25 protein-coding genes are annotated in these 24,169 nt (G+C 73.7%); 17 read left to right on the top strand and 8 right to left on the bottom strand.

Annotated features, from left to right (window positions below; genetic code table 11):
• Positions 1-60: 60 nt before the first annotated feature.
• Entirely contained in the window at positions 61-459 is a 399-nt protein-coding gene (locus ABZK10_RS08460) for a DUF805 domain-containing protein (protein ID WP_353808742.1), read from the bottom strand.
• Between the two features lie 267 nt (positions 460-726).
• Complete coding sequence (locus ABZK10_RS08465) at positions 727-1,020, bottom strand: DUF4287 domain-containing protein (RefSeq protein ID WP_353808743.1); 294 nt, start codon at positions 1,018-1,020, stop codon at positions 727-729.
• 288 nt (positions 1,021-1,308) lie between these two features.
• Here ABZK10_RS08465 and ABZK10_RS08470 point away from each other — a divergent pair, with 288 nt between their 5' ends.
• Positions 1,309-1,767 carry a hypothetical protein gene (locus ABZK10_RS08470; RefSeq protein WP_353808744.1) on the top strand — a complete coding sequence of 153 codons (459 nt, stop codon included), beginning with the start codon at positions 1,309-1,311 and terminating at the stop codon, positions 1,765-1,767.
• Positions 1,768-1,941: 174 nt separating this feature from the next.
• The gene (locus ABZK10_RS08475) at positions 1,942-3,015 is read left to right on the top strand and encodes an NADH:flavin oxidoreductase/NADH oxidase (RefSeq protein ID WP_353809639.1); all 1,074 of its coding nucleotides are present in this window, start codon (positions 1,942-1,944) and stop codon (positions 3,013-3,015) included.
• Positions 3,016-3,145: 130 nt separating this feature from the next.
• Here ABZK10_RS08475 and ABZK10_RS08480 read toward each other — a convergent pair whose 3' ends face one another.
• Positions 3,146-3,769, bottom strand: coding sequence for a hypothetical protein (locus tag ABZK10_RS08480; protein WP_353808745.1), 624 nt, complete (start codon positions 3,767-3,769; stop codon positions 3,146-3,148).
• A gap of 311 nt (positions 3,770-4,080) precedes the next feature.
• On the opposite strand from ABZK10_RS08480, the gene ABZK10_RS08485 reads away from it, so the two are divergent.
• The 4 genes from ABZK10_RS08485 to ABZK10_RS08500 all read left to right on the top strand — a co-directional run bounded on the left by ABZK10_RS08485 (position 4,081) and on the right by ABZK10_RS08500 (position 9,591).
• Complete coding sequence (locus ABZK10_RS08485; RefSeq protein ID WP_353808746.1) at positions 4,081-6,822, top strand: ATP-binding protein; 2,742 nt, start codon at positions 4,081-4,083, stop codon at positions 6,820-6,822.
• Positions 6,823-6,996: 174 nt separating this feature from the next.
• The gene (locus tag ABZK10_RS08490; protein WP_353808747.1) at positions 6,997-7,818 is read left to right on the top strand and encodes an alpha/beta fold hydrolase; all 822 of its coding nucleotides are present in this window, start codon (positions 6,997-6,999) and stop codon (positions 7,816-7,818) included.
• A gap of 114 nt (positions 7,819-7,932) precedes the next feature.
• Positions 7,933-8,781, top strand: coding sequence for an alpha/beta hydrolase (locus ABZK10_RS08495; RefSeq protein WP_353808748.1), 849 nt, complete (start codon positions 7,933-7,935; stop codon positions 8,779-8,781).
• Between the two features lie 342 nt (positions 8,782-9,123).
• Positions 9,124-9,591: a nitroreductase/quinone reductase family protein gene (locus ABZK10_RS08500; RefSeq protein WP_353808749.1), complete on the top strand. Its 468-nt coding sequence runs from the start codon at positions 9,124-9,126 to the stop codon at positions 9,589-9,591.
• A 19-nt stretch (positions 9,592-9,610) separates the two neighbouring features.
• Here ABZK10_RS08500 and ABZK10_RS08505 read toward each other — a convergent pair whose 3' ends face one another.
• Positions 9,611-10,081: an Lrp/AsnC family transcriptional regulator gene (locus ABZK10_RS08505; RefSeq protein WP_353808750.1), complete on the bottom strand. Its 471-nt coding sequence runs from the start codon at positions 10,079-10,081 to the stop codon at positions 9,611-9,613.
• 102 nt (positions 10,082-10,183) lie between these two features.
• On the opposite strand from ABZK10_RS08505, the gene ABZK10_RS08510 reads away from it, so the two are divergent.
• Together ABZK10_RS08510 and ABZK10_RS08515 are read left to right on the top strand one after the other, a co-directional pair.
• Positions 10,184-10,864 carry a YitT family protein gene (locus ABZK10_RS08510; RefSeq protein ID WP_353808751.1) on the top strand — a complete coding sequence of 227 codons (681 nt, stop codon included), beginning with the start codon at positions 10,184-10,186 and terminating at the stop codon, positions 10,862-10,864.
• Between the two features lie 78 nt (positions 10,865-10,942).
• Positions 10,943-12,712: an alkaline phosphatase D family protein gene (locus tag ABZK10_RS08515; protein WP_353808752.1), complete on the top strand. Its 1,770-nt coding sequence runs from the start codon at positions 10,943-10,945 to the stop codon at positions 12,710-12,712.
• A gap of 187 nt (positions 12,713-12,899) precedes the next feature.
• Here the strand turns inward: ABZK10_RS08515 and ABZK10_RS08520 are convergent, their stop codons facing one another.
• Positions 12,900-13,571 carry a cupredoxin domain-containing protein gene (locus ABZK10_RS08520; protein ID WP_353808753.1) on the bottom strand — a complete coding sequence of 224 codons (672 nt, stop codon included), beginning with the start codon at positions 13,569-13,571 and terminating at the stop codon, positions 12,900-12,902.
• A 266-nt stretch (positions 13,572-13,837) separates the two neighbouring features.
• Between ABZK10_RS08520 and ABZK10_RS08525 the strand changes: the two genes are divergently transcribed.
• Positions 13,838-14,467 (top strand): nucleoside/nucleotide kinase family protein, encoded by a 630-nt coding sequence (locus tag ABZK10_RS08525; RefSeq protein WP_353808754.1) that lies wholly within the window; start codon positions 13,838-13,840, stop codon positions 14,465-14,467.
• A gap of 205 nt (positions 14,468-14,672) precedes the next feature.
• Here the strand turns inward: ABZK10_RS08525 and ABZK10_RS08530 are convergent, their stop codons facing one another.
• A complete protein-coding gene (locus ABZK10_RS08530) occupies positions 14,673-15,365 on the bottom strand; it encodes a TetR/AcrR family transcriptional regulator (protein ID WP_353808755.1) in 693 nt (230 codons plus the stop codon).
• A gap of 126 nt (positions 15,366-15,491) precedes the next feature.
• On the opposite strand from ABZK10_RS08530, the gene ABZK10_RS08535 reads away from it, so the two are divergent.
• Positions 15,492-16,565 carry an NAD(P)-dependent alcohol dehydrogenase gene (locus ABZK10_RS08535; protein ID WP_353808756.1) on the top strand — a complete coding sequence of 358 codons (1,074 nt, stop codon included), beginning with the start codon at positions 15,492-15,494 and terminating at the stop codon, positions 16,563-16,565.
• Positions 16,566-16,683: 118 nt separating this feature from the next.
• On the top strand, positions 16,684-17,331 hold the full coding sequence (locus ABZK10_RS08540) for a class I SAM-dependent methyltransferase (RefSeq protein ID WP_353808757.1): 648 nt from the start codon (positions 16,684-16,686) through the stop codon (positions 17,329-17,331).
• Positions 17,332-17,432: 101 nt separating this feature from the next.
• Here the strand turns inward: ABZK10_RS08540 and solA are convergent, their stop codons facing one another.
• Positions 17,433-18,608, bottom strand: coding sequence for an N-methyl-L-tryptophan oxidase (gene solA / locus ABZK10_RS08545; RefSeq protein WP_353808758.1), 1,176 nt, complete (start codon positions 18,606-18,608; stop codon positions 17,433-17,435).
• 147 nt (positions 18,609-18,755) lie between these two features.
• Between solA and ABZK10_RS08550 the strand changes: the two genes are divergently transcribed.
• From ABZK10_RS08550 to ABZK10_RS08570, 5 genes are all read left to right on the top strand, one after another.
• A complete protein-coding gene (locus tag ABZK10_RS08550) occupies positions 18,756-19,727 on the top strand; it encodes an alpha/beta hydrolase (protein WP_353808759.1) in 972 nt (323 codons plus the stop codon).
• A 98-nt stretch (positions 19,728-19,825) separates the two neighbouring features.
• Complete coding sequence (locus ABZK10_RS08555; RefSeq protein ID WP_353808760.1) at positions 19,826-20,299, top strand: SRPBCC domain-containing protein; 474 nt, start codon at positions 19,826-19,828, stop codon at positions 20,297-20,299.
• The gene (locus ABZK10_RS08560; RefSeq protein ID WP_353808761.1) at positions 20,296-20,613 is read left to right on the top strand and encodes an ArsR/SmtB family transcription factor; all 318 of its coding nucleotides are present in this window, start codon (positions 20,296-20,298) and stop codon (positions 20,611-20,613) included. The genes ABZK10_RS08555 and ABZK10_RS08560 overlap by 4 nt, the downstream gene beginning before the upstream one ends.
• 303 nt (positions 20,614-20,916) lie before the next feature.
• Positions 20,917-21,393, top strand: coding sequence for a PNPOx family protein (locus ABZK10_RS08565; RefSeq protein ID WP_353808762.1), 477 nt, complete (start codon positions 20,917-20,919; stop codon positions 21,391-21,393).
• 167 nt (positions 21,394-21,560) lie between these two features.
• Positions 21,561-22,772 carry a hypothetical protein gene (locus ABZK10_RS08570; protein WP_353808763.1) on the top strand — a complete coding sequence of 404 codons (1,212 nt, stop codon included), beginning with the start codon at positions 21,561-21,563 and terminating at the stop codon, positions 22,770-22,772.
• A 55-nt stretch (positions 22,773-22,827) separates the two neighbouring features.
• Here the strand turns inward: ABZK10_RS08570 and ABZK10_RS08575 are convergent, their stop codons facing one another.
• Positions 22,828-23,481 carry an FMN-dependent NADH-azoreductase gene (locus ABZK10_RS08575; protein WP_353808764.1) on the bottom strand — a complete coding sequence of 218 codons (654 nt, stop codon included), beginning with the start codon at positions 23,479-23,481 and terminating at the stop codon, positions 22,828-22,830.
• A 187-nt stretch (positions 23,482-23,668) separates the two neighbouring features.
• On the opposite strand from ABZK10_RS08575, the gene ABZK10_RS08580 reads away from it, so the two are divergent.
• Positions 23,669-24,160, top strand: a complete 492-nt coding sequence (locus ABZK10_RS08580) for a recombinase family protein (protein ID WP_353808765.1) — start codon at positions 23,669-23,671, stop codon at positions 24,158-24,160.
• Positions 24,161-24,169 lie beyond the last annotated feature (9 nt).

Genomic DNA, 24,169 nt, shown 5'->3' on the forward strand with positions numbered 1-24,169 from the left:
CGAACCGGCGGGCCCGGGCGCCCCGGGGCATCCGCTCGACTGCTCAGCGGGCCGGTGCGCTCAGTGGGCCGGAGCGGGGGGCGGCGTGCCGGGCGCGGCGCTGCTCGTGGTCGGTGCCGTCACGGCCGACTTCGTCGGCTGCGCCGTCATCACGATCAGCACGATCAACCCGGCAACGGGCAGCAGCAGCCAGAACAGGTGTCCCCAGCCGTAGCCGGCGTCGCGGAGGCGGCGCACGGTGACCGCGAGGTTCGGCAGCAGCACGGCGAGCCCCCAGAGCCCGCCGAGGATCGAGCCGAGCAGCACGCCGTCGTCGAGGCGGATCACGTTCAGCACGTTCAACCCCGCGCCGACGAGCACGAGGAACAGCACCCACCACCAGTACTCGGGCCGCGTCGCACGCCCACGGAACTCGGCGTACTTGCGGAGCACCGTCTGGATCGATTCTCCGAAGGACATGGCGATCGCCTCCCGCACCTCGATGGTCTGTCGGCGCCCACGCTACGGCGGCGGCGACGCCCGCCCCGGGACCAACGGCCCGCGCACGCGGCGCCACCCGAGGGGGTTCTCCCTTCTCAGGAGCGACGACGGTCGCCGGTCGCGAACATTGCGTCAGTGGCCACAGGGTGGCCGAAATCGGCCGGATACCTCTCCGCCGACGCATGGATCCGGAGTCCGGCTCCGGAGGTTCATGAAGAGCGGCGAAGCTCGCAGGGGTTCGGGCTCTCAGCGGTTCGGGTTCGTGGCGGCGCCGTCGAGCCAGAGCGTGTCGGATGCATCGCGGTGCGAGCCGTCGGAGCCGACGTGCTTCGCCGGCACGATCTTCGGCCCCTTGCTGATGACCTGCGCGACGGCGTTGGCGTGCCCGTGGCCGAGTCCGTGCTCCGCCTTCAGCCAGGCGACGATCGGGCCGACCTTCGCGCCCTCGTCGAAGCCCTGCTCGCGCGCGAGCTCGATGAACTGCCGGGGGGTGAGCCCGGTCTGCTGCTCGACCGTGTCGAGGTAGGCCTGGAACGACATGATGCTCCTCATCGTGCGTGGACTCCCGAGTCTGCCGCGCGATCGCCCGCATCGCCAGCACCTCGCCGCGGAGCCGTGCGATCAGTCGTCGACGACGGCCGACGCGGAGTGCGAGTGATGGGCGACGACAGTCGCTCGACTGGGCTGCCCTGGTGACCGGGTAGCCGGGCGTCCGACGAGCCTGCGTTGTCCACACGCCCGTAGCGGAACCTCCAGACCGATAGTCTCCGAGACGGACGCCAGATGTGAGCGTTGCTCGATCCGGAACGCACGAGACAGGGGACGACGATGACCGAGGAGCGCGCGAGCTGGGATGCATCCGACCACCCCCTGTCGCCGGGAACCACCCGGCGCGCGGCCCTCCGCGGTGCCGCCTGGACCGTTCCGGTGATCGCGCTCGCCGCCGTGGCGCCACAGGCGGCCGCGAGCGTCACCTGCCAGCTGGATGTGCACTTCCTCCGGGCGTGCATCGACGGCGAGGACGACGCGGCGACCATCTCCCTGATCGTGCGCGTCTCCAATCCCTGTCCGGAAGCGGCCGGCTTCAGCTTCCAGCTCGACGACCAGGAGGGCATCGCGTTCGCGAGCGCGCCCTGGCCTCAGATGCTCGCGACGGGCGAGCACGCGGACATCCAGGTGACCATTCCGAGGAGCTTCGACCCCGACCTCACCGAGGTGACGGCGACCGTCTGGCCCAGTTGGGGTGGATCCATCGTCGAGTCCGTGCTCCTCGGCATCTGCACCTGACGCGCGATCGGCCTCGACGGCGGTGGATGCTTCGCGACGACGAATTCGCTTCGCGCGTCGGGAACACGTGCGCCGGCCGACGCGTTGCCGGGAGCGGGCAGATCTCGCCACCGTGCGATGATCGCCCGGGTGCGTCGTTCGTCGCGCCACGCCGCTCGACCCGGGAGTCCCGCCCTGTCTGCAACGCTCTTCGACCCGATCACCCTCCGCGGCGTCACCGCGCGCAACCGCATCTGGGTGCCTCCCATGTGCCAGTACAGTGCGGATGCCCGTGACGGCATGCCCACCGAGTGGCACCACGTGCACCTCGGCGCCCTCGCCCGCGGCGGGGCCGGCGCCGTCATCGTCGAGGCGACCGCGGTCGTGCCCGAGGGGCGCATCAGCCCCGAGGACCTGGGGCTCTGGAACGACGACCAGCGCGACGCGCTGCGCCCCATCGTGGACTTCATGCACGACCAGGGCGCGCTCGCCGGCATCCAGCTCGCGCACGCCGGGCGCAAGGGGTCGACGTACAAGCCGTGGGCCGAGCAGCGGGGCACCGTGCCCGCCGCGGACGGCGGCTGGGAGGCGTTCGCGCCGAGCGCGGTGGCCTTCGACGGCTACGCGACGCCGACCGCGATGACCCGGGAGGGCATCCGCGAGGTCGTCGACGCCTTCGCGGCATCCGCTCGCCGTGCCGTCGACGCCGGGTTCGACCTGCTCGAGCTCCACGCCGCGCACGGCTACCTGCTGCACGAGTTCCTGTCGCCGCTCAGCAACGAGCGCACCGACGCGTACGGCGGATCGCTCGAGCACCGGGCGCGCATCGTGCTCGAGGTCGTCGACGCCGTGCGCGCCGAGGTGGGGGAGGAGGTGCCGCTGCTGATGCGCTTCTCGGCGACCGACTGGACCGAGGGCGGGTGGAGCCCCGAGGAGATGGAGCAGGTCACGCGCTGGGTCGTGGAGCGGGGCATCGACCTCGTCGACGTGTCGTCCGGCGGCAACGTGCATGCGCGCATCCCGCTCGGCCCCGGGTACCAGGTGCCGTTCGCGTCGGGACTCCGCACCGCCACCGGTGTGCCGACCGCGGCCGTCGGGCTGATCGACGACGCCCGCCAGGCGGCGGACGTGGTCGCGTCGGGCGCGGCCGACGTCGTGCTCGTCGGACGCGAGTCGCTGCGCGACCCGAACTTCCCGCTGCGCGCCGCGCGCGAGCTCGGCGTCGCGGTCGACTACACCCCGCGGGCGTACGAGCGCGCCTACCGCTAGGCACGCGCGCCGACGGCGCGGCTCGTCGCGTGCGGACGGGGGCTTCGCGGAGGACGCGCCGCCGCGACTCGCGACCCGCGTGCCGCCGGCGCGTCACGGCGCAGCTCCGCGAACCGGATCGCTCGTGTCGTCAGGGCGCCTCGGCGTGGACGTCCTCGGCCCGCGCCGCCCGCCGCGGCGCGTCGAGCGCCCGGAACGGGATCGCCGCCGCGAGGTACAGCACGCCGACGAGCGACACCGCCAGCACCGCGACCCACGCGCCCCGGGGTGTGGCGAGCCCGAGCGTGACGCCGCCGATGCCGGGCACGGTCGCGGCGAGGCCGACCAGCAGCAGCCCGGCGAGCACGCCGCACGCCCAGCGCGCCCAGGTGCGGCGTCCGCCGCCGATCGCGTATCCCGCCGCGACGGCCGCCAGTGCGACCCCGAGCGCACCGCCCCCGAGGCCCTGCGTCAGGAAGTCGACCAGTGCACCGGGCAGCGCGAGGGGCACGGCCGCGAACAGCAGCGGAGCGGATGCCGCCCAGCGCAGCGCCCGCCGATGGCGCGCCGGGTCGGCCGCCGCCGACGCCCCGAACGCGACGCCCACGATCGCGCCCGGCAGGAGGATCGCGAGGAAGGTCCCGACCCAGCCGACCGTCGATGCGCTGCCGGTGATCTCCGCCATGTAGGCCCGGAACGACGCCGCCCAAGCCAAGCCGCACAGGCCGCCCACGGCGGCCCATGTGCGCAGTCGTGTCGTCGTGGCGCGCATCATCGCCCTCGCCCGAACTCTACGCCCGCCCCGACGCGCGCCACTGCGTGCGGCCACCGGGTCCGCTCGGTTCGCGGATGCGGGAATCGCATGCGACACGCCGAGACGGATGCCTCGAGGCCGGCGCGTCGCCGCGCGACTCCGCATCCGGGCGCGTGGGCCGGGCGAATCGACGGACGAACGGGGCGACACGCCGCGCGCAGGAGGCGACACGCCGAGAGCGTCCTGCGATTGGCACGCGGGCCGGCCCGGAGGCATCCGCCACCCCGTGTGAAAACGCTCTCTGGACGCCCGGCCGGCGCCGGGGCTAGGTTGTGCGCATAGCTGCGGAAGCCCCTGTCCTGCTCGGCCGCGAGCGCGAACTCGAACGACTCCTCGCCCTCGTCGGTCGCGCGCGCAATCGCACCGGCGGTGCAGTCGTCGTGCGGGGCGAGGCGGGCATCGGGAAGACCACCCTGCTCGGCGAGCTGGAGCATCGGGCGAGCGGCGTGCGCGTGCTGCGCGTCGACGGGTACGAGGCCGAGCAGTCGATGCCGTACGCCGCGCTCCAGCGACTCGGCGGCCCGCTCGCGCGCCACCTCAGGTCGGTGCCCGCGGGCCAGGCGGCCGCCCTGCGCATCGCTGCGGGGCTCGACGACGGCCCCCCGCCCGACCGCTTCCAGGTGGGGCTCGGCACGCTCTCGCTGCTCGCCGCCGCAGGGGAGGCCGAGCCGCTGCTCTGCGTCGTCGACGACGCGCACCAGCTCGACCCCGAGTCGCTCGAGGTGCTCGCCTTCGTCGCCCGGCGCCTGCAGGCCGAATCGGTGGCGCTGGTGCTCGCGGTGCGGCCCGAGTCATCGGTCGCGCACGCGCTCGCGGGCGTGCCGGCCCTGGAGCTCGACGGACTCGCCACCCCGGAGGCCGTCCGCCTGCTGAGCCGTTCGGCGAGCGAGCCGATCGACCCGTACCTGGCCGCCCGGGTCGCCGCGGAGACGGGCGGCAACCCGCTCGCGCTCGTCGACCTCGCGCACGCCGCGTCGGCCGGAGCGCTCACCGCGTGGGCCGTCGCCGAGGCGCCCGTGCCGATCGGGGAGCGCCTCGAGGCGCACTACGCGCGGCAGCTCGAGTCGTTGCCCGCCGATACGCGTCGGTGGTTGCTCGTCGCGGCGGCCGAATCGACCGGCGACGCCGTGACGATCGAGGCGGCAGCCGAGCTGCTCGGCCTGGGGGCGGATGCCGCTGCGCCGGCCGAGCGCGCAGGGCTCGTGTCCGTGCGCGAGGTCGTCCTGTTCCGTCATCCGCTCGTGCGCTCGGCGGCGCATGCCTCGATGCCCGTGGGCGACCGTCGCCGCGCGCACCGGGCGCTCGCCCTCGTGGCGGAGCGCGCCGGTCGCGCGGCGTCCGCGGCCTGGCACGCCGCTGTCGCGGTCGCCGGCACCGACGAGGCGATCGCCGAGCAGCTCGTGCAGGCGGCCGACTCGGCCGGCGGTCGCGGCGGCACGGCGTCGCGCGCGCGGCTGCTGGCCCGTGCGGCCGACCTCACCCCGCCCGGGCCGGGACGCGACCGGCGGCTGCTCGACGCCGCCGACGCGGCGGCTGCGGCCGGGGCCGCGCAGTTCGCGCTGGAACTCGCGGCCACGCCCGAACCGCAGCGCCTCGACGAGGTCGGGCGCGGGCGCGTGCTCGCGCTCCGCGCGGTGCTCGCCCTGTTCATCGGCGAGGCAGACGGCATCACGGGGGGCTCGGCCATGATGCTCGAGGCCGCCGACCTCTTCCACGCGGACGATCCCGAGCGCGAGCAGCGCGCCCTGCTCACCGCGTTCGAGCTGTCGCTCACCACCGAGTGGATGCTGCGGGGCACGACGCTGCCCGAGCTCGGCGCGCGCATCGGTGCGGGCGTCGGCGTCGCCGACGGCGAGCTCGCGGTCGTGCTCGGGGCGCTCGAAGCCCACATCCTGCGACCGTACGACGAGTCGGCGCCGAGGCTCCGGTCCGCGCTCGACATGCTCGAGACGTGGGACGGCGCCCGGCTCGGCGAGTTCATCACCGTGGCGGTCGCCTCCTCGATGGCGCTGTGGGACGACCGTGTGAGCCTCGAGCTGCCCCGCCGCGCGATCCGGGCCGCTCGCGACGCCGGTGAGCTGCGCGCGCTCGACGCGAACCTGTGGCTGCTCGGGCTGATCGAACTCGCCGTCGGCGACCTGGTCGCGTGCGGCCGCACGATCGAACAGGTGCGCGAGCTGCGGCGGGCGATGGGGTACGACGCCGAGCAGGTGGTCAACGCCGCCTACCTGGCGTGGGTCGGTGCCCCGCTGGCGCAGGTCGAGGCGATGGCGGAGGGCGCCGCGGCGTCGGGCTGGGGCGGCGTCTGGTCGATCACGATGCACGCCGTCGCCGTGCGGCTCATCGCCGAGGGGCACTACCGCGACGCGTTCGAACGGCTGGAGCCGATGGTCGCTCGGAACTTCCTGCAGGTGACGTACCGGCACCTGCCCGACTACGTCGAAGCGGGCGCGCGCGCCGGCCGGCCCGAGCTCGTGCGCTCCGCGCTCGCGAAGCTCGAGCATCAGGCGGCGGTGAGCGGCATGCCGTGGATCCGCGGCATCGCGGCGCGGTCTGCGGCGATCCTGGCGTCCGACGAGGATGCGGAGCCGCTGTACCTCGAGGCGATCGCGCAACTGCGCACGACCGTCGCGGTCGCCGACCTCGGACGCGCACACCTCGTGTACGGGGAGTGGCTGCGGCGCATGAAGCGCCGCCGCGAGGCGCGCGAGCAGCTGCGCGAGGCGCTGGCGATCTTCGAGCGCGCGGGCGCGGTCGCCTTCGCCGAGCGCGCTCGCACCGAGCTCGCGGCGACCGGGGAGCACGTGCCCCACCGGGAGCCGGGCGCCGAGGCCGGGCTCACCCCGCGCGAGTCGACCATCGCCGGGCTCGCTGCCGCCGGCCGCACCAACGCCGAGATCGGCGCGACCCTCTTCGTCAGCGCGAACACGGTCGACTACCACCTGCGCAAGGTGTTCCGGAAGCTCGGCGTCACCTCGCGGCGCCAGCTCGCCGAGCGGATGCCCCGGGGCTGACCCGCCGCCCTCGCGCCGTCCGCGCGTCGGCCTCCGTTCTCAGGATCGCCGGACTCGGACTCCTGAGCCGCGCACCACCCACGCGCTCACGACTACGTGCACCACGTGGTTCGGCGACCTGCGCGTGGCGCGCACCATCGAGGCATCCGCTCACCGCACCTCGAGGAGGCTCCCATGCCCTACGTCACCACCGATGACGGCGCCGAGATCTTCTACACCGACTGGGGGTCCGGGTCGCCCGTGATCCTGAGCCACGGCTGGCCCCTGAACTCCGACGCGTGGGCGGCCGCCGCCCGCTTCCTCGCCGACCACGGCCACCGCGCGATCGCGCACGACCGGCGCGGCCACGGGCGCTCCAGCCGCACCTGGGACGGCAACGAGATGGACACCTACGCCGACGACCTCGCCTGCCTCATCGACCACCTCGACCTGACCGACCTCGCCCTCGTCGGTCACTCGACCGGCGGCGGCGAGATCACCCACTACCTCGGCCGGCACGGCAGCGCGCGGGTCTCGAAGCTCGTGCTCGTCTCGGCGGTGCCGCCGCTGATGCTGCGCACCGACGACAACCCGGAGGGCCTGCCGATCGACGTGTTCGACGGGATCCGCGCCGGCGAGGCATCCGATCGCGCCCAGCTCTACCGCGACCTCGCCGACGGGCCGTTCTTCGGCCACAACCGCAACAACGACGTCTCGCAGGGCGTGCGCGACGCGTTCTGGGTGCAGTCGATGGCGTGCGGGCACCGCGCCGCGTACGAGTGCATCGCGGCGTTCTCGGCGACGGACTTCCGCGACGACCTCGCGAGCATCGACGTGCCGACGCTCGTGATCCACGGCGACGACGACCAGATCGTTCCGTTCGAGGTCGGCGGCGCGCGTTCGGCCGCACTGGTCGACGGCGCGCAGCTGCTCGTCTACGCGGACGGCGCGCACGGCCTCCCCGACACCGACCGCGATCGGCTGCACGCCGACCTCCTCGCCTTCATCGACTCCTGAGCATCGTCGCCGAGGCGCCCCGGACGGGATGCCTTCGGCACCCGACCACCCCGGCACCTGAATACCGCGAGACGTTCCTGAGAACGATTCCCCACCACGAAAAGGATGACGATCATGACCGACACCACCCCCGCCCCCGCGCCCGACGCACCCGACACCATCGTGCTCGTGCACGGACTCTGGATGACCCCGCGCAGCTGGGAGGGCTGGAAGGCCCACTTCGAGGCGAAGGGCTACACCGTGCTCACGCCCGCCTATCCCGGGTTCGAGATCGAGGTCGAGGCGCTGCGCGAGCAGCCCGAGGTCATCGCGAACCTCACCGTGCCCGAGACCGTCGACCACCTCGCCGGCGTGATCGAGGCGCTGCCGAAGCCGCCCATCATCATGGGGCACTCGTTCGGCGGCACGCTCACGCAGCTGCTGCTCGCACGCGGGCTCGGGGCATCCGCCGTCGTCGTCGACTCGGCGCCGACCGAGGGGGTGCGCGTGACGCCGCTGTCGCAGGCGAAGTCGCTCTTCCCGGCGCTGAAGAACCCGGCGACCCGGCACCAGGCGGTCGCCTTCACGCCCGAGGAGTTCCACTACGCCTTCACGAACACGCTCAGTCGCGAGGAGTCCGACGCGGTGTGGCAGAAGTACGCGATCGGCGCGCCCGGCAACTGGATCTGGGCGTACGGGCTGCTCGCGAACTTCACGCCCGGCCACCAGGAGACGTGGGTCGACTACGCGGCCGACCGCGCGCCGCTGCTGTTCATCGGCGGCGGTGCCGACCACATCATGCCGCCATCGGTGAACAGGTCGAACGCGAAGCACTACGCCAAGTCGCCGGCCGTCACCGAGTACGTCGAGTTCGCCGGGCGGTCGCACTGGACCTGCGCCGAGCCCGGCTGGGAGGCCGTCGCCGACCGCGCGCTCGAGTGGGCGCTGGAGCACGCACGGCCGGCGGTCGCGGCGACCGCGTAGTGCGGGTCGTGGGCGGAATGAAGGACGAAACCGGCGACGCGCCGGGTCGGCCGGCACGACACGCCGCGTGCGTCCTTCGTTCCGCCGAGGGCACGGTCCCCGGGGCATCCTGACGCGAATCGGATGCCTCGGGCGGTCGCCCGCGAGCCGCTCGCGCTCGTGGTCGTGATCGGGATGCGGAGGTCGCGGGCGACACGCCGGGCAGGACGCCTCGGGACCGGCGTGTCGCCCGCGATCTCCGCATCCGCGCACCTCGATCCCTGGCCCGCCCCCGCTGCCCGAGGAGTACCGTGGAAGTGGCGGCGCGACGCGCGTCGCGCCGCGTGTGGGGAGGGCAGTCCCATGGCATTCGCACCCACGGCGAACGGTACGCGGGGGCCGCACGCGCGGCACCACGGCTGGCTCGACCGGAAGAGTTCCGAGTGGATGGTGCGCCGCACCGCGGCGGCCGACGGGCACGCGATGGGGTCCGACGTGATCGTGATGGTCACGGAGGGCCGGAAGACCGGACTCGAGCGGAAGACGCCCGTCGGCTGGTACGCGTCGGACGACGGCTGGATCGTCGTGGCATCCGCAAGCGGATCGCGGGAGCATCCGCAGTGGTACCGCAACATCGCGGCGCATCCCGACCACGTCGCCGTGGAGACGGGCGGCGAGCACATCCCCGTCGACGTGGCGCAGCTCGCCGGGCACGAGCGCGACGATGCGTGGGAGCGCATCATCGAGACCCGGCCGAGCTTCGACCGGGTGCGGGCGAAGACCGACCGCGAGTTCCCGATCCTGCGGCTGACGCGCCGCGCAGTGCCATAGTGCCCGGCCGATCCGGACCTCATCCGGCGGCGATGCGCTCCAGCAGTGCGGAGACCCGCGGGCCGATCACCTCGTCGAGGGAGATGACCGTGCCGGAGCGCACCACGCCGTCGATCGCCAGGATCTCGGCGGTGATGCGGCGCAGGTCGGACGTGTCGCGCGCGACGACCTTCAGCAGGTAGTCGGCGTCGCCGGTCGTGGAGTGGACCTCGACCACCTCGGGGATGCGCACGAGCTCCGCCTCGGTCGCAGGGGCGTCCGACTGGCGCGCCTCGAGCGAGATGAACGCGGTGAGCCTCAGTCCGAGCGCGGCCGGGTCGATGCGGCGGCTCGTCTTCCCGAGCACGCCGCGATCGGCCAGGCGCCGGAGGCGCGCGTGCGCCGTGTTGCGGGCGATGCCGAGGCGGCGGGAGAGCGTGAGGATCGTCGCATCCGGCTCGTCGTCCAGTGCGAGGAGGATGCGGGCGTCGAGCGGGTCGATCGCGTCCATGGTGAGCATTCTGCCGCATGGGTGCCACTGGAGTGCGCATCTGTCGCAGTACGGGCAGCTCGTGTTGCGCCGAGTGGCGGCTGCTACCGATGATCGGTGATCATGACGTCCGATGCGCCCGCCTCCGCCGATGCCCGTCCCGCCGCGCCCGCCGTGCCGGCCGCTCCGGCCGCTCCGGCGACGCCCGCCGCGCCGCGTCACTCCGCCCTGGACGACGTCACGGGCATGGCGACCGGCATCTTCGTGGCATCCCTCGGCCTCTTCCTCCTGAACTCCGCCGAGATGGTCACGGGCGGCACGGCCGGGCTGTCGCTGCTGATCGGCTACGCCACCGGCATCCCGTTCGGCATCGTGTTCCTCCTCGTCAACGCGCCGTTCTTCGTGCTCGCGGCGCTGCGCAAGGGCTGGCGGTTCACGGTGAAGACCGCGATCGCCATCGTGTCGGTGTCGCTGCTGTCGTCGCTGCATCCGCTCGCCATGCCCGGCTTCGCGATCGACCCGCTGTACGGCGCGATCGCCGGCAACCTGCTCGCCGGCATCGGCCTGCTGGTGCTGTTCCGCCACGGCGCGAGCCTCGGCGGGTACAACGTCGTCGCGCTGCTCGCGCAGGAGCGTCTCGGGTGGCGCGCCGGCTACGTGCAGATGGCGTTCGACCTCGTCACGGTGCTCGCCGCGATCGCGACCATCGCCCCGCTGGGCCTGGCCTATTCCCTGCTCGGGGCGGCGCTGCTGAACCTCGTGCTCGCGCTGAACCACCGGCCGGGACGCTACTTCGGCGCCTGATCGCGCCTGCCGCTAGGCGGTGAGGGCGGCCGGCGCAAGCCCGTGCACGATCTCGCCGGCACGACTAGAACGGAACGCATGGCGGATTCCCCGATCGTGCTCGGACCCATGCTGCGCTACACCGACGAGACCTCGGCCTCGGTGTGGGTGGAGACGGCGGCGGATGCCCGGGTGGGCGTGCGCTCGGCCGGGCGCGAGTGGACCGCGCGCACCTGGGCCGTGCACGGGCACCACTACGCGCTCGTCGAGGTGGACGGGCTCGAGCCCGGGTCGCGCCACGAGTACGAGGTGCACGTCGACGGCGTGCGGGCGTGGCCCGAGGCATCCGGCACCCATGCCTCGGTCATCGCGACCCGCGAGCCCGGACGCGACCTGCGCATGGCGTGGGGGTCGTGCCGCACGAGCGTGAGCCACGATGCGTACGGCAACCGGCGTCACGGCGTCGACGCGATGCGCGCGTTCGCACTCGCCATGGCCGACGACGACGGGCTGCGCCCCGACCTGATCCTGCTGCTCGGCGACCAGGTCTACGCCGACGTGACGACCAAGCCCATGCAGGAGTTCATCGCGCAGCGCCGCGACCTGCGCGAGCCGCCCGGCAAGGAACTCCAGGACTACGAGGAGTACGCGCACCTGTACCGGCTCGCCTGGTCGGACGACGCGAACCGGTGGCTGCTGTCGACCGTGCCCAGCGCGATGATCTTCGACGACCACGACGTGCGCGACGACTGGAACGCGTCGCTCAGCTGGAAGCGTGCGATCGAGCGCACCTCGTGGTGGCACGGTCGCATCGTCGCCGGGCTCGCGTCGTACTGGGTCTACCAGCACCTCGGCAACCTGTCGCCCGCCGAGCGCGCCGAGGACGAGATCTGGCAGCGGATCGCCGCCCACGACGGCGACGACGAGCTCGACCTCGGCGAGGTGCTCGATGCGTTCGCCGATCGGGTCGACCGGGAGCCCTCGACCTACCGGTTCAGCTTCGCGCGCGACTTCGGCGACCTCCGCCTCGTGGTGGTCGACTCGCGCGCGGCGCGCGACCTCGACCCCGACCACCGCGCGCTCGTGGGGCACGGCGAGTGGGAGTGGGTCGACGCGCACCTGACCGGCGGGTTCCGGCACGTGCTCGTCGCGACCTCGCTGCCGTGGCTGCTGCCGATCGGCCTGCACCACGTCGAGGCGTGGGACGAGGCGGTCTCGCAGGGCGCCTGGGGGCGGGGCGCCGCGTGGGTGGGCGAGCAGCTCCGGCAGGCGGTCGACCTGGAGCACTGGGCGGCCTGGCAGCGCAGCTTCCAGGACCTGGCGCGCGCGACGACCGAGCTCGCCGACGGCGAGCGGGGGGATGCCCCGCAGACCGTGACCGTGCTCTCGGGCGACGTGCACTTCTCCTACCTCGCCGAGGTCGACCGCGACTCGGGCGGCCGCATCGTGCAGGCCGTCTGCTCGCCGGTGCGCAACCCCCTGCCGATCATCATGCGCTGGTTCTCGGTGGTCATGTCGTACGGGGTCGCGAAACCGTTCGGCGCCGCGGCCGCGCGGTCGGTCAAGGTGCCCGACCCGCCCTTCGACTGGCGCACGACGAAGGGCCCATGGTTCGACAACAACCTGTCGGTGCTGCAGGACGGCGCCGACGGGCTCACGTTCACGTGGCACGCCGGCGACACCGTCGGGCGCGCACCGGAGGACCCGCGTCTCGTCGAGGTGGCACGCGTCGTCGTCGGCCCGCGCGGCGCGCCCGGCAGCGTGCGGCCGCCGGGTGACGGCGGGGCCGACGGCCCGCTCGCGCGCGCCGGCCGGTGGGTGGGATCGTCGGCCGCGGACGCCGTCGCACTGGTGCGGCGGGCGGCCTGAGGCGCGGGCTCGTCCCGCGCAGCGCGCGGATGCGGAGTCGCCGCGTGGCACGCCGGGCAGGATGCGATGATGTCGGCATTTCGCCGCCGGTCTCCGCATCCGCCGCCCGACGGTGGGGAGCGGAGATGGCGGATGCCCCGGAGCCGCATGGCCCCGAGGCATCCGCTCGGTCGTGCGAACCCCCGGCTCAGTTGGCGATGCCGCCGCAGAGCACGGGCACGGTCGCCTCGAGCGGGATCGCGCCGCTGAGCGACGAGGACCGGCTCGAGAACGGGTCGTCCGCGTTGAACGCGTAGTCGCCGCTGTTGTCGAAGTCGATGCCGTGCACGACGACCTGCACCGTGCCCGCATCGGTGTAGCCGGGCACGTCGGTGAACGTGCGCTGGTAGTACAGGTAGCCGTTCGCGTCGGACATCGCGAAGCGGTCGAGCGCGAGCGCGCTCGCCGGCGAGACGTCGCCCGTCGAGGTGAGCGAGGTCAGGATGCCGCCGTAGAACGGGATGCCGTCGACCACCGAGACCACGCCGTCGTCCCCGGCGGCCGCGGGTCCGGGGCAGCCCATGTCGGTCGCTGCGCCGGGCACGCCGTGCAGGTGCATCGCGTGCGGCAGGTTCGGCGACAGGCCCCACGCCTCCACGGTGACCTGCAGCTTGCCGTTCGGCAGCGCCTTCACCCGGGTCGTGCCGCTCGCGGCGGACTCGGGCACGGATGCCGGCTGGATGGCGTTCAGGTCGTAGCTGTAGCTCGCGACCTTCGCCGACGGGTTGTCGTCGTGGGCCGCGTTCGCCGCTGCGGCGCCGCCGAACACCAGGGCGATGCTCGCTGCCGCGGCTGCCGCGACTCGTGTCGTGTTCCTCATGGGGTACTCCCTTGTCTCCTGTGCGTCGGGTTCGACCGGTGCATCGGGCGAGACCCGTGACGACGTCGGAACGGCCGTCGCGCAGGGGTTCGGAGCGGAGCGGGAGGTGGATTGGATGGAGTGCGCCGGGCACCTCACGCGGAGCCGGGTGGGAACGCGGGTGCGGAGCGGGCACGGGACCCGCCGGGTGAGGATGCGGCTCCCTCGGCGTGTCGCGCGCCGACTCCGCAGCCGTACGCGGCGCAGCACGGTCGTAGTCTGAGGCGATGGAGGTCGAAGCGCTCGTGGCGCGCGCCGCGGCGCTCGCGGCCGGCGGGCGGGCGATCCTCGGCATCGCGGGGGCGCCCGGGGCGGGCAAGTCCACGCTGGCGGCGGCCGTGGTGGCGGGCGTCGCCGCCCGGGGCATCCGCTCGTCCCTGCTGCCGATGGACGGGTTCCATCTCGCCGACGTCGAGCTCGAGCGGGTCGGCCGCCTCGACCGGAAGGGGGCGATCGACACGTTCGACGGGTGGGGCTACCTGGCGACGCTGCGTCGCGCGCTCGCCGAGCCCGGGCACACCGTCTACGCCCCGGGGTTCGAGCGCACGCTCGAGCAGCCGATCGCCGGTGCCGTGGGGATCGACTCGGAGGTCGAACTCGTCGTCACGGAGGGCAACTACCTGCTGATGGATGCGGAGCCGTGGTCGCTCGTGCCGTCGGTGCTCGCCGAGACCTGGTTCGTCGACGTGCCCGACGCGGTGCGACAGGCGCGGCTCGTCGCCCGCCACGTCGAGTTCGGCAAGTCGCCCGAGGCCGCCGCGGCGTGGGTGCGCGACGTCGACGAGGCGAATGCGCGGGCGATCATCGCGCGCCGCGGGGCGGCCGACCTCGTCGTCGGGAGCGCCGCCGGCGCCTGAGCCTGGTCGGCTCGGGGCATCCGCTCGCCGTCGCGAACCGTCCGGGCCGGGCCGTCCGCCGGTCCCGCCCGGATGCGCCGCCGGTGGTCCGTGGCCGGTGCGGAGCGGAGGACTCGATGGACGACACGCCGGGTCGAGGTGGCGACACGCCCGGGATCTCCTCCGGTTCGCGCGGAGGGGTGGCCGATGCGCCGGGCCCCCGGCCTCAGCTGCGGGCGAGTGCGGCCTCGAAGCCGTCGAGGATGAGGTCGAGCCCGAAGTCGAACGAGTGGCCGAAGTCGTAGCCGGGCTGCATCACGTACTCGCCCGCGAAGCGCACCAGGTGCGGGTACTCGTCGGGCGACATCGGCGTGATCAGCGCGTCGGCCACGTCCGACAGGTCGCCCTCGCGCTCGCCGAAGGGCAGGGCCGCCTCCTGCAGGGCGAAGCCGTAGAGGTACGCGTCGAGCACCGCGCCCGCGTGGGCGATCAGCTCGAGCGGGAACCCCGCGCGGAACCACACGGCGAGCACGGCCTCGTGGTGGCCGAGGATGCTCGGGTTCGGCGCCGTGCGCGACTCCATGAGCGGCGGCGCCCACGGATGCCGGCGCAGCACGTCGCGCGCGGACTCGGCGCGCACCCGGATCGCCGCCTTCCACGGGAGGTCGACCGGCGGGCGGGTGATCTCGTCGAAGACGAGGCCGACCATGCCGTCGATGATGTCCTCCTTGTTCGCCACGTAGTGGTAGATCGACATCGGCTTCGCACCGAGGTGGTCGGCCAGGCGACGGATCGTGAGCGCGTCGACGCCGATGCGGTCGGCGAGGTCGACGGCTCCGCGCAGCACCGCGTCGCGCGAGAGCGATCCGCGGGCAGGGGCAGGGGCGGGCGGATGCTCCGCAGCCTCGCGTTCGGCCATCCGGTCGCCTCCCTCTTGACGTTCGTACTAAGTACGAGTAGCTTCAGCGTAGCGCATCGTACTTAGTACGAACACCGCGACGCAGACCAGACCGGGAGCCGAGTGCTCCGAACAAAGGAGAACCCCATGACCGTGGACACCCGCCACGAGACCCAGGCCGCCGGCACGCACGCCGCGCCCGCGGCATCCGCTTCGCCCATCGCCGCCCCGGCGCCCGGCGCCCTCATGACCGCCGTCGTGCAGCACCGCTACGGCGGCAGCGAGGTGCTCGCGTCCGAGCCGATCGCGGTGCCCGCGCCCGGTGCCGGCCAGGTGCTCCTCAAGGTGCGCGCCGCCGGCCTCGACCGCGGCACCTGGCACCTCATGGCCGGCAAGCCGTTCCTGACTCGCTTCATGTTCGGGTTCCGGCGCCCGAAGGACCCGGTGCCCGGCCTCGACGTCGCCGGCACGGTCGTGGCGCTGGGCGACGGCGTCACCGACTTCGCGATCGGCGACGAGGTGTTCGGCGTCGCGAAGGGCAGCTTCGCCGAGTTCGCGGTCGCGCCCGCGACGAAGCTCGTGCGCCGGCCCGAGCAGCTGGCCCCGGAGGCCGCCGCGGCGGTGCCGGTCTCGGGCATGACCGCGCTCCAGGCCGTCGTCGACGAAGGCCGCGTGCGCCCCGGCCAGCGCGTGCTCGTCACGGGCGCCTCGGGCGGCGTCGGCAACTACGCGGTGCAGATCGCCGTGGCATCCGGTGCTGAGGTGACGGGCGTCGCGAGCGCGGGCAAGGTCGGGTTCCTGCGATCGCTCGGCGCGACCCGCACCATCGACTACCGCGCGACCGACGTGACCACGCTCGACGAGCGGTTCGACCTCATCATCGACATCAACGGCCGCAAGCCCGTGCGCCGGCTGCAGCGCGTCCTCGCTCCCGAGGGCACGCTGGTGATGGTCGGCGGCGAGGACGGCGACTGGTTCATGGGCGGGTTCCAGCGGCAACTCAGCGCGCCGCTGCGCGACCGGTTCACGAAGCAGCGCATCCTCGGGCTGATGTCGGCCGAGCGGGCGGAGAGCCTGGAACGGCTCGCCGCCATGATCGTCGCGGGCCAGGTGCGCCCGCAGGTCTCGGAGGCGTACCCGCTTGCCGACGTGCGCCGCGCGATGGACGACCTGGTCGGCGGGCGTGTCTCGGGCAAGGCGGTGATCACCGTCGCGGGGTAGGCGCGGCGACCCTCGCCGTGGGCGCGGCGACCCTCGCCGTGGGCGAGGCCCTCGGGACGCGGCACGCGGCACCCACCCGAACTTGACCCGCGACCCGACGACGACGTTGGCTGGTCGCATGAGCGACCATGACCACCACGGCGACGGACCGCACCGGCACTCGGGCGACGGGGCCGCCGACTGGGACGCGAGCTACGCCGACTCCGAGCAGCGGTGGAGCGGGCGACCGAACCCGCAGCTCGTCGCCGAGCTCGCCGATCACGCGCCCGGGACCGCGCTCGACGTGGGCAGCGGCGAGGGCGGCGACGCCGTCTGGCTCGCTCAGCACGGCTGGACCGTGACCGGCCTCGACCTCTCGTCGGTCGCGATCGAGCGCGCACGGCGGGCGGCGGCGGGCGCGGGGGTGGCCGTCGAGTGGCTGGTCGGCAGCATCGCGGACGGCCCGCTGCCCGGCCGCACGTTCGACCTCGTCGCCGGGCACTACCTGGCCCTGCGACGCGACACCGCGGCGCGGGCGATCGACGTGATGCTCGACGCGGTCGCGCCTGGCGGCACGCTGCTCGTGGTCGGCCACGGCGAGGAGCATCGCGAGCGCGCGTTGTCGCACGGCTTCGACCCCGACGACTACCTGCAGCCCGCCGACTTCGCGGCCGCCCTCGGCGACGGGTGGGCGATCGAGGTCGACGAGACGCGCGAGCGATCGGATGCCGCGGACGCGTCGTCCCACCACGTCGCCGACGTCGTGCTGCGCGCGCGTCGCGCCTGATCGTCCGGCCCCGCACGGTCCCTCGCCGCCCGGGCCGGACGGCGCGGGCCGGGCCGAACGGCGCGGGCCGGGCCGAACGGCGCCGCCCGGGCCGAACGGCGTCAGCCGAACCGGCGCGGGTCGAGGAACTCCGCGTCGAGGGCGGATGCCTCGCCGGCGACGGCCTGGGCGACGAGTTCGCCGAGCGCGGCGGCGTGCTTGAACGAGTGCCCGGAGCATCCGCCGCCCACCGTCACCCGCGGGTGCGCCGTCGGGCCGACGAGGAACTGGTTGTCGGGCGTGTGGGCCATGATGCAGGTCGTCACGGCCGAGGGCTCGGGGTCGAGGTCGGGGAAGGTGGCGGCGACGAGGTCGTGGATCTCGTCGGTCTCGCCGGGGTGCACCACCCGGTCGATCGCGTCGGGGTCGTCGGCGTGGAACGGGCCGTCGAACTCCGGGCCGACCTTCGCGTCGAACCCGTCGCCGGCACCCGGCGCGGAGTCGGGCATCGCGCCGTGCCCCCACACCCACGTGTCGCGACCCGGCACGCTGCGGATGAACACGGGCAGCACGTCGAGGTCGGCGTCGTGCCCGGGCCTGGCGCGGAACCACGTCATCACGACGCGGTGGGGAACCACGGGTGCTCCGGGCACGAAGCGCGAGATCCACGGACCCGCGGTCACGGCGACGTGGCGCACGCGGTAGCTCGCGGTATCGGTCTCGATCGTCACGCCGTCGTCGTCCGGCAGCACCGCCGTCACGCGCGTGCTGGTGCGCAGGCGCGCGCCCATCGCGCGGGCGGCGTCGGCGGCCACGACGATCGCGGCCTCGGGGCGGAGGATCCCCGCCTCGGGGTCGTGGACGCCGACGTCCCCGGGATCCATCCGCGCGTGGGCGGGGAAGCGCCGCGCGACCTCGTCGGCATCCAGCCGCTCGACGGGCAGGTCGTGCGCGGCCGCGGTGCGGAGCGTGCCGGCGATGAGGCGCGAATCGGGGGGCCCGATCATGATGCCGCCCGTCTGCATGAAGAGCGGCGTGCCGGCGGATGCCTCGAGCTCGCGCCACAGCGCCCGGGCACGACGTGCGATCGGGGCGAGGCCCGGATGCTCGAGGCACGCGACGCGGAACAGGCGCGTGCGACCGGTCGAGCCGCCGAGCGCGTGGCCGGGTTCGTGCAGGTCGAAGCCGAGCACGCCGAGCCCGCGCGCGGCGAGCTGCCACGCCGCGCTCGAACCGACGGCGCCCAGGCCGATCACGGCGACGTCGGCGTCCGGGGCGGCGGTCTCGGCGGTGGACATGGTGCGATTCTCGTCCTCCGGTGCGCCGTGCGCGAGGCCCGGACGGCGGGCGCGGTGGAGTGCGCGCGGCCGAGGTGTACGAGTCGGCTACCATCCGTACCAGTCCGACACGGCGGTCGCGAGGCAGCGACCGGGAGGGATGCATCGATGGCAGGCACCGGCACCGCGACCGCGCGCATGCGCGCGGAGGACCTCCACCCCGACCTGCGTCGGCCCTATCGGGCGATGCCGCCCGTCGCCGTGCAGCGCGCGTGGCAGCGCCGGCTCGCGAACCGGGCCATGCGCCTCGCGCCCGCGCCGCGCCTGGCCGAGGGCATGACGCTCGAGGTCGTCGACTTCGCGGCGCCGGGCGCGGGGGTGCGCGTCTTCACGCCCGCGGGCGGCTCGGGCGCGGCGGTCGTCTGGATCCACGGCGGCGGGTACGTGATCGGCGCCGCGCAGATGGACGACCGGGCGTGCGCGGGCCTCGCGGCCCGCCTCGGCGTCACCGTGGTCTCGGTGCAGTACCGGCTCGCCCCGGCGCATCCGTTCCCCGCCCCGCTCGACGACTGCCTGACCGCGTGGGAGTGGCTGCAGGACGAGGCGGCGGTTCGTGGCATCGACGCGGAACGCGTCGCCGTCGGCGGGCAGAGCGCCGGCGGCGGACTCGCGGCCGCGCTCGTGCAGCGCCTGCACGACCTCGGCGGCGTGCAGCCGGCCGCGCAACTGCTGTACTGCCCGATGCTCGACGACCGCACCGCTGCGACCCGGTCGCTCGACGCCAGGCGTCACTTCGCCTGGACGAATCGCGCCAACCTCGTGGGGTGGCGGTCGTACCTGGGCTCGGCGCCCGGCGCCGCCGAGGCGCCCGAGTACGCGGTGCCGGCGCGTCGCACGGTGCTCGACGGGCTGCCGCCCGCGTGGGTGGGCGTCGGCGACATCGACCTCTTCCACGACGAGGACCTCGCGTACGCCGAGGTGCTGCGGGCGGCCGGCGTCGAGGTGACCACGGACATCGTGCCGGGCGCGCCGCACGGGTTCGAGACCATCGCGTGGTCGAGCGAGCCGGCGACGGCGTTCCGGGCGCGCGCGGAGGAGTGGCTGGCCGGCCGGCTCGGCGTCCGGGCGGCGGCCGACTGACGTACTGCAACTCGTAGGTTGCGCTTGCGCCCCATGAGTGCAACCATGAGGTTGCACTCAATCGGAGTGCGAGGGGAGACCGAAGGACCATGCAGACCATGACGCAGAACCCATCGTCCGTCATCGACGACGACGCGTACGCCGTGCGCCGCGACATTCGCATCGCAGCATCCGTCGACCGCGTCTGGCGCGCGATCACCGAGCCCGAGCTCGTCTCGGCCTGGTTCGCACCGATCGTGCTCGACGGCACCGGTGCCGGCTCGGCCGGCACCATCACCTTCCCCGGCTACGGAGCCGTGCCGATCCGCGTCGAGTCGGTCGACGAGCCCCGCTCGGTGACCTACCGCTGGAGCAACGACGACGCCTCCGGCCGGCTGCCCGACGCACTCGTCGAGGCGACCGCCACCGAGTTCACCTTCACGCTGGAAGCCGTCGACGGCGGCACCCGGCTCACCGTCGTCGAGACCGGGTTCGACCGCACGTCCGACCCGGCGGCGAACCTCGCGGCGCATGCGTCGGGCTGGGTGTCCGAGCTCGACAAGCTGGTCGCGATGCTCGAAGGGGCGGCGTGAGCCGCTCTGCGCTGGTGCCGGTGTTCGCCGCCCTCGGCGACGACACGCGGTGGAGCATCCTCACCGCGCTCGGCGAGGGCGACGCCTCGGCTTCGGCCCTCGCCGGGCGGCTGCCCGTCACCCGCCAGGCGATCGCGAAGCACCTCGCCGTGCTCGAGGAGGTCGGTCTGGTCGAGCCCGTGCGGGTCGGCCGCGAGGTGCGCTACCGCGTGCTCGGGGCGCGGCTCGGGGCGGCCGCGCGCCGCCTCGAGGCGATCGGTGCCGAGTGGGACCGCCGCCTCGCCGCGATCAAGGAGATCGCCGAGGGGCTGTAGGCGGGGCGCCGGATGGCGCGAGGCGCGCACTGGCCAGGCAGGTCGCCGACGACGGCCGGCTCACACCGCGGGTGATCGGCCGGGCCCGCGGTCGGGAAGGGGCGGACCCGCAGCGGCTGGATCCGGTGTGGCACGCTTGGCACGGTTCGGTCGGGGCGACGCTGTACCCGATCCGGCGCCCGCCTGCCGCGAACGGGGGTGGTGACCGCTCGCGGCATCCGCCCTACGCTGGGTCGGGTCGACGACGTGAACGGGGGACCACATGGACCAGGACATGACTCGGATGCCTCGAGGGTGCGCGCGATGAAGGCGCTCGGATACGTGCTGCTTGGCCTCGTCTCGGCCGCGGCCATCGCCACGGCGGGCTTCGCCGCGGTGCTGATCATGGGCGTGCGGTCGAAGGACCCGCGCGTGATCGAGCCGTTCCTGAAGTTCCAGCGGAACGTGGCGAACCCCGAGGTGCTGAAGACCGCGGGGCGCGAGGGCCAGCGCACCGCGATCATCCACCACGTCGGTCGCCGCACCGGCACCGAGTACGCGACGCCCATCTCGCCGGCGCGCATCGACGACGGGTTCGTCGTCGCCCTGCCGTACGGCGCGGGCGTGAACTGGGTGCGGAACGTCCAGGCCGCCGGGTCGGCGGTGCTGCAGCACGAGGGCGAGCACTTCGTGGTGGGCGACCCCGAGGTCGTACCGATCGCCGAGACCCGCCTCGCCGCCGACGAGCCGTGGACGGTGAAGATCTTCGGCCTCACCGAGGCGCTGGTGCTGCGCACCTAGGCGGTCGGTGCGCGGCGTCGCCTCGTTGCGACCCCGCGCGCCCGCCGTGCGGCCGAGGGGCTGGCCCTGAGCGGGGACCGAACGCCAGCACTGATGCGGCCGTTGGCGCGGTGCGGCACGATCGGGGGTGTTCCGTCCGATGACGGATGCTCCGATGGGCGATTCCAGTGACGCAGGACCCGGACCCCACCAGTGGGGTCACCCCGCAGCACGACGCCGGCGGCCCCGAGACCGCACCGGCGTCGCAGCCGTCCACGCCCTGGTACCGCCGGGCCAAGGTGCTCGTGCTCAGCGGTGGGGCCGTGGCGGGGGCGCTGGTGGCGATCCTCGCCCTCGGGGGCACGGTCGTCGGATGGTTCGCGCCGGCGGTGGACTCGCAGGACGTTGCCGAGATCCGGTCGGTCGAGCGCATCGACCTGGCGACGCTCCAGGAGTTCGCATCGACGTACGACCCCTCGATGGACCCCCTGCGGGACGACGCCTCGGCATCGGCTGGGTACGACCCGATCGCGCCCCGCGGCGTGGGTGCCGGCGTCGAGCGCCGCGGCGCGGTCGCCGTGCGCATCGCGCTCGCCGGCGACCTGCAGGACACGGGCGAGACGTCCGACCCGGTCGGACCCGCCGCTCCGTCCGACCCGGACGGGGACTCGGGTTCCGACGGCTCGTTCGAGGTCGTCGGACCGGAACAGACGTCCGCTCCGGTGGAGGAGAACGCCCCGCTCGACACGGAGGGCGAGGATCCCGAACCGACCGAGGAGTCCGGTCCCACCGGTCCTCGAGATCCGATCCAGGGCCCGAGCGCCCCGCAGCAGCGATCCGACCCGGTCGCACCGGCACCGGAGACGTCGGAGACGCCCGCGCCGGAGGGCACCGACGACGACCCGTTCCGTTCGTACCGCCATCGCCTGGAGGCGATCGCGAGCGACCCCGCCATCGTGCAGTACGACTTCCCCGATCCGTCGTACCTCGTCGCCGAGCTCAGCCCCGGTTCGTACACCAACGGCGAGGGGTCGGAGCTCACCCCGGGCGAGTTGGCGGAGCGTCTCGCCGCGACGCTCGCCTCGGTGCAGACGGTGCCCGGCGAGGACGGCCTGCTCGTCGAGGGGTGGACGTTCAGCGTCGACGTGCGCCTGCACGGATTGAAGGGCGTGCCCGTGGTGCTCACCTGGGCGCTCAACGGAACCGACGTCCCGGACGACTGGGCGGCGTCGCGCGTCGCCTACCGCATGGAGGCGGACACCGAGGACGACGGCGGCCCTGCGCGCATCTGGGTGCCCAGGCTCCGCGCGGAGGGCACGTACGTCGTCGTGGTCACCCTGCGCACGGAGTCCGACGGCACGATGCTCGCGCAGAAGGCCTCCGCCGAGATCACCCCATAGCGTCGTCGGTCGACACGCCCGCGGAGCGCGGGCGGAGGTGCGATCGGCGATGTCGTCAGGCGGCGCCCGCCAGTTCTCGCCACCCGTCCGCGCGAGCCGCGGCCTGCGCGTCCGCCATGGCCGCCGCGAGCCCGTCGGCACGGTGCGCGGCGGATGCGTCCATGGCATGGCCGTGCACGAACGTGATGTCGGTGATGCCGACGAACCCGAAGATGGCACGCAGGTACGGCTCCTGGAAGTTGAGCGCCTGCAGCGGGCTGCCGGGGGAGTAGTCGCTGCCCGAGGAGGTGACGACGACCATGCGCCGGTCGTTCACCAGTGGCACCGGGTAGCCCAGCTCGTTGTACCGGAACAGGTAGCCGGGCTGCACGATGCAGTCGATGTAGTACTTCAGGGCGTAGGGCGTGCCGAGGTTCCAGAGCGGGCTCGAGATGAGGTACGCGTCGGCGGCGAGGAAGTGGGCGATGGTGCGCTCGATCTGCGCCCACGAGTCGGCGTGGGTGGGATCGACCGGCGCGCCCGCCATGAGCGAGTACTTCGCGTCGATGTTCGCGCCCGCGAGGCCCGGCAACGACTCGGCGAAGAGGTCGACGGTCTCGACCTCCAGGTCGGGCACGGATGCCTCGAGCTCGGCGAGGAACGCCTCGGACACGCGCAGCGTGTTCGAGTTCGCAGTCCGCGGGCTGGCGATGATGTGGAGCAACTTCATTGGGGAACCTCACTCGTCGTCGAACGTGCAGGTGTTGCCCGGTTCTCCGCGAACCGTGAACGTGAAGGTTACTCGGCTCCCGTTTCCGCGGCGTTTCCGCTTCCGGACCGCAGCGGCCACGACGGCCGCGCACGGCTCCCGCATCGGCTGCGGATCGGGGAGAATGGAACCCGACGTGGAGGTGCGCATGGGTGAGCTGACGGAACCGACGATGGGCGCGGCATCCGATGCCACTGTGGACGGCGCGGGGGCGGATGCTCCCGGCAGCGCGCACGTACCGGGCCACCACGCCATCGGCTGCCCGGAATGCTTCGAGGAACTCCAGCGCAACCGGTACTGGTGGAAGGCGCGGCCCGATGGGTCGCGCCTGGTCGGGCTCGTCGTCTCGCGCGACGACATGCCCCCGGTCTACGAGCAGCGCATGGACCTCGCTCGGTTCGGCGTCGACATCCTCGACTTCCGGTACCCGGCCCCCGAGACCGAGGAGAACTGGGAGCAGCGGCTCGGCCGCCTCTTCGACACGCTGCGGGCCGGCGACGTGCTCGTCGTCGCGAACGAGCGCGCGCTCGGGCGCCAGTCCGACGAGGTGACGCGCACGATCCGTGCGCTCGCGAAGCACAACCTCGTCGTGAAGGTCGTCAACCACGGCGCCCCGCACCTGGAGGACGCGAGGGCGTGAGCGCACGGC

It is taken from the genome of Agromyces sp. SYSU T00194 (assembly GCF_040496035.1).
Lineage (GTDB): Bacteria > Actinomycetota > Actinomycetes > Actinomycetales > Microbacteriaceae > Agromyces > Agromyces chitinivorans.

What these genes read in the sequence shown, in the direction of transcription:
- ABZK10_RS08460 (WP_353808742.1), bottom strand. Translation starts at nt 459, where the DNA reads ATGTCCTTCGGAGAATCGATCCAGACGGTGCTCCGCAAGTACGCCGAG.
- ABZK10_RS08465 (WP_353808743.1), bottom strand. Translation starts at nt 1,020, where the DNA reads ATGTCGTTCCAGGCCTACCTCGACACGGTCGAGCAGCAGACCGGGCTC.
- ABZK10_RS08470 (WP_353808744.1), top strand. Translation starts at nt 1,309, where the DNA reads ATGACCGAGGAGCGCGCGAGCTGGGATGCATCCGACCACCCCCTGTCG.
- ABZK10_RS08480 (WP_353808745.1), bottom strand. Translation starts at nt 3,769, where the DNA reads ATGATGCGCGCCACGACGACACGACTGCGCACATGGGCCGCCGTGGGC.
- ABZK10_RS08490 (WP_353808747.1), top strand. Translation starts at nt 6,997, where the DNA reads ATGCCCTACGTCACCACCGATGACGGCGCCGAGATCTTCTACACCGAC.
- ABZK10_RS08495 (WP_353808748.1), top strand. Translation starts at nt 7,933, where the DNA reads ATGACCGACACCACCCCCGCCCCCGCGCCCGACGCACCCGACACCATC.
- ABZK10_RS08500 (WP_353808749.1), top strand. Translation starts at nt 9,124, where the DNA reads ATGGCATTCGCACCCACGGCGAACGGTACGCGGGGGCCGCACGCGCGG.
- ABZK10_RS08505 (WP_353808750.1), bottom strand. Translation starts at nt 10,081, where the DNA reads ATGGACGCGATCGACCCGCTCGACGCCCGCATCCTCCTCGCACTGGAC.
- ABZK10_RS08510 (WP_353808751.1), top strand. Translation starts at nt 10,184, where the DNA reads ATGACGTCCGATGCGCCCGCCTCCGCCGATGCCCGTCCCGCCGCGCCC.
- ABZK10_RS08515 (WP_353808752.1), top strand. Translation starts at nt 10,943, where the DNA reads ATGGCGGATTCCCCGATCGTGCTCGGACCCATGCTGCGCTACACCGAC.
- ABZK10_RS08520 (WP_353808753.1), bottom strand. Translation starts at nt 13,571, where the DNA reads ATGAGGAACACGACACGAGTCGCGGCAGCCGCGGCAGCGAGCATCGCC.
- ABZK10_RS08525 (WP_353808754.1), top strand. Translation starts at nt 13,838, where the DNA reads ATGGAGGTCGAAGCGCTCGTGGCGCGCGCCGCGGCGCTCGCGGCCGGC.
- ABZK10_RS08530 (WP_353808755.1), bottom strand. Translation starts at nt 15,365, where the DNA reads ATGGCCGAACGCGAGGCTGCGGAGCATCCGCCCGCCCCTGCCCCTGCC.
- ABZK10_RS08535 (WP_353808756.1), top strand. Translation starts at nt 15,492, where the DNA reads ATGACCGTGGACACCCGCCACGAGACCCAGGCCGCCGGCACGCACGCC.
- ABZK10_RS08540 (WP_353808757.1), top strand. Translation starts at nt 16,684, where the DNA reads ATGAGCGACCATGACCACCACGGCGACGGACCGCACCGGCACTCGGGC.
- solA (WP_353808758.1), bottom strand. Translation starts at nt 18,608, where the DNA reads ATGTCCACCGCCGAGACCGCCGCCCCGGACGCCGACGTCGCCGTGATC.
- ABZK10_RS08550 (WP_353808759.1), top strand. Translation starts at nt 18,756, where the DNA reads ATGGCAGGCACCGGCACCGCGACCGCGCGCATGCGCGCGGAGGACCTC.
- ABZK10_RS08555 (WP_353808760.1), top strand. Translation starts at nt 19,826, where the DNA reads ATGACGCAGAACCCATCGTCCGTCATCGACGACGACGCGTACGCCGTG.
- ABZK10_RS08565 (WP_353808762.1), top strand. Translation starts at nt 20,917, where the DNA reads ATGAAGGCGCTCGGATACGTGCTGCTTGGCCTCGTCTCGGCCGCGGCC.
- ABZK10_RS08575 (WP_353808764.1), bottom strand. Translation starts at nt 23,481, where the DNA reads ATGAAGTTGCTCCACATCATCGCCAGCCCGCGGACTGCGAACTCGAAC.
- ABZK10_RS08580 (WP_353808765.1), top strand. Translation starts at nt 23,669, where the DNA reads ATGGGTGAGCTGACGGAACCGACGATGGGCGCGGCATCCGATGCCACT.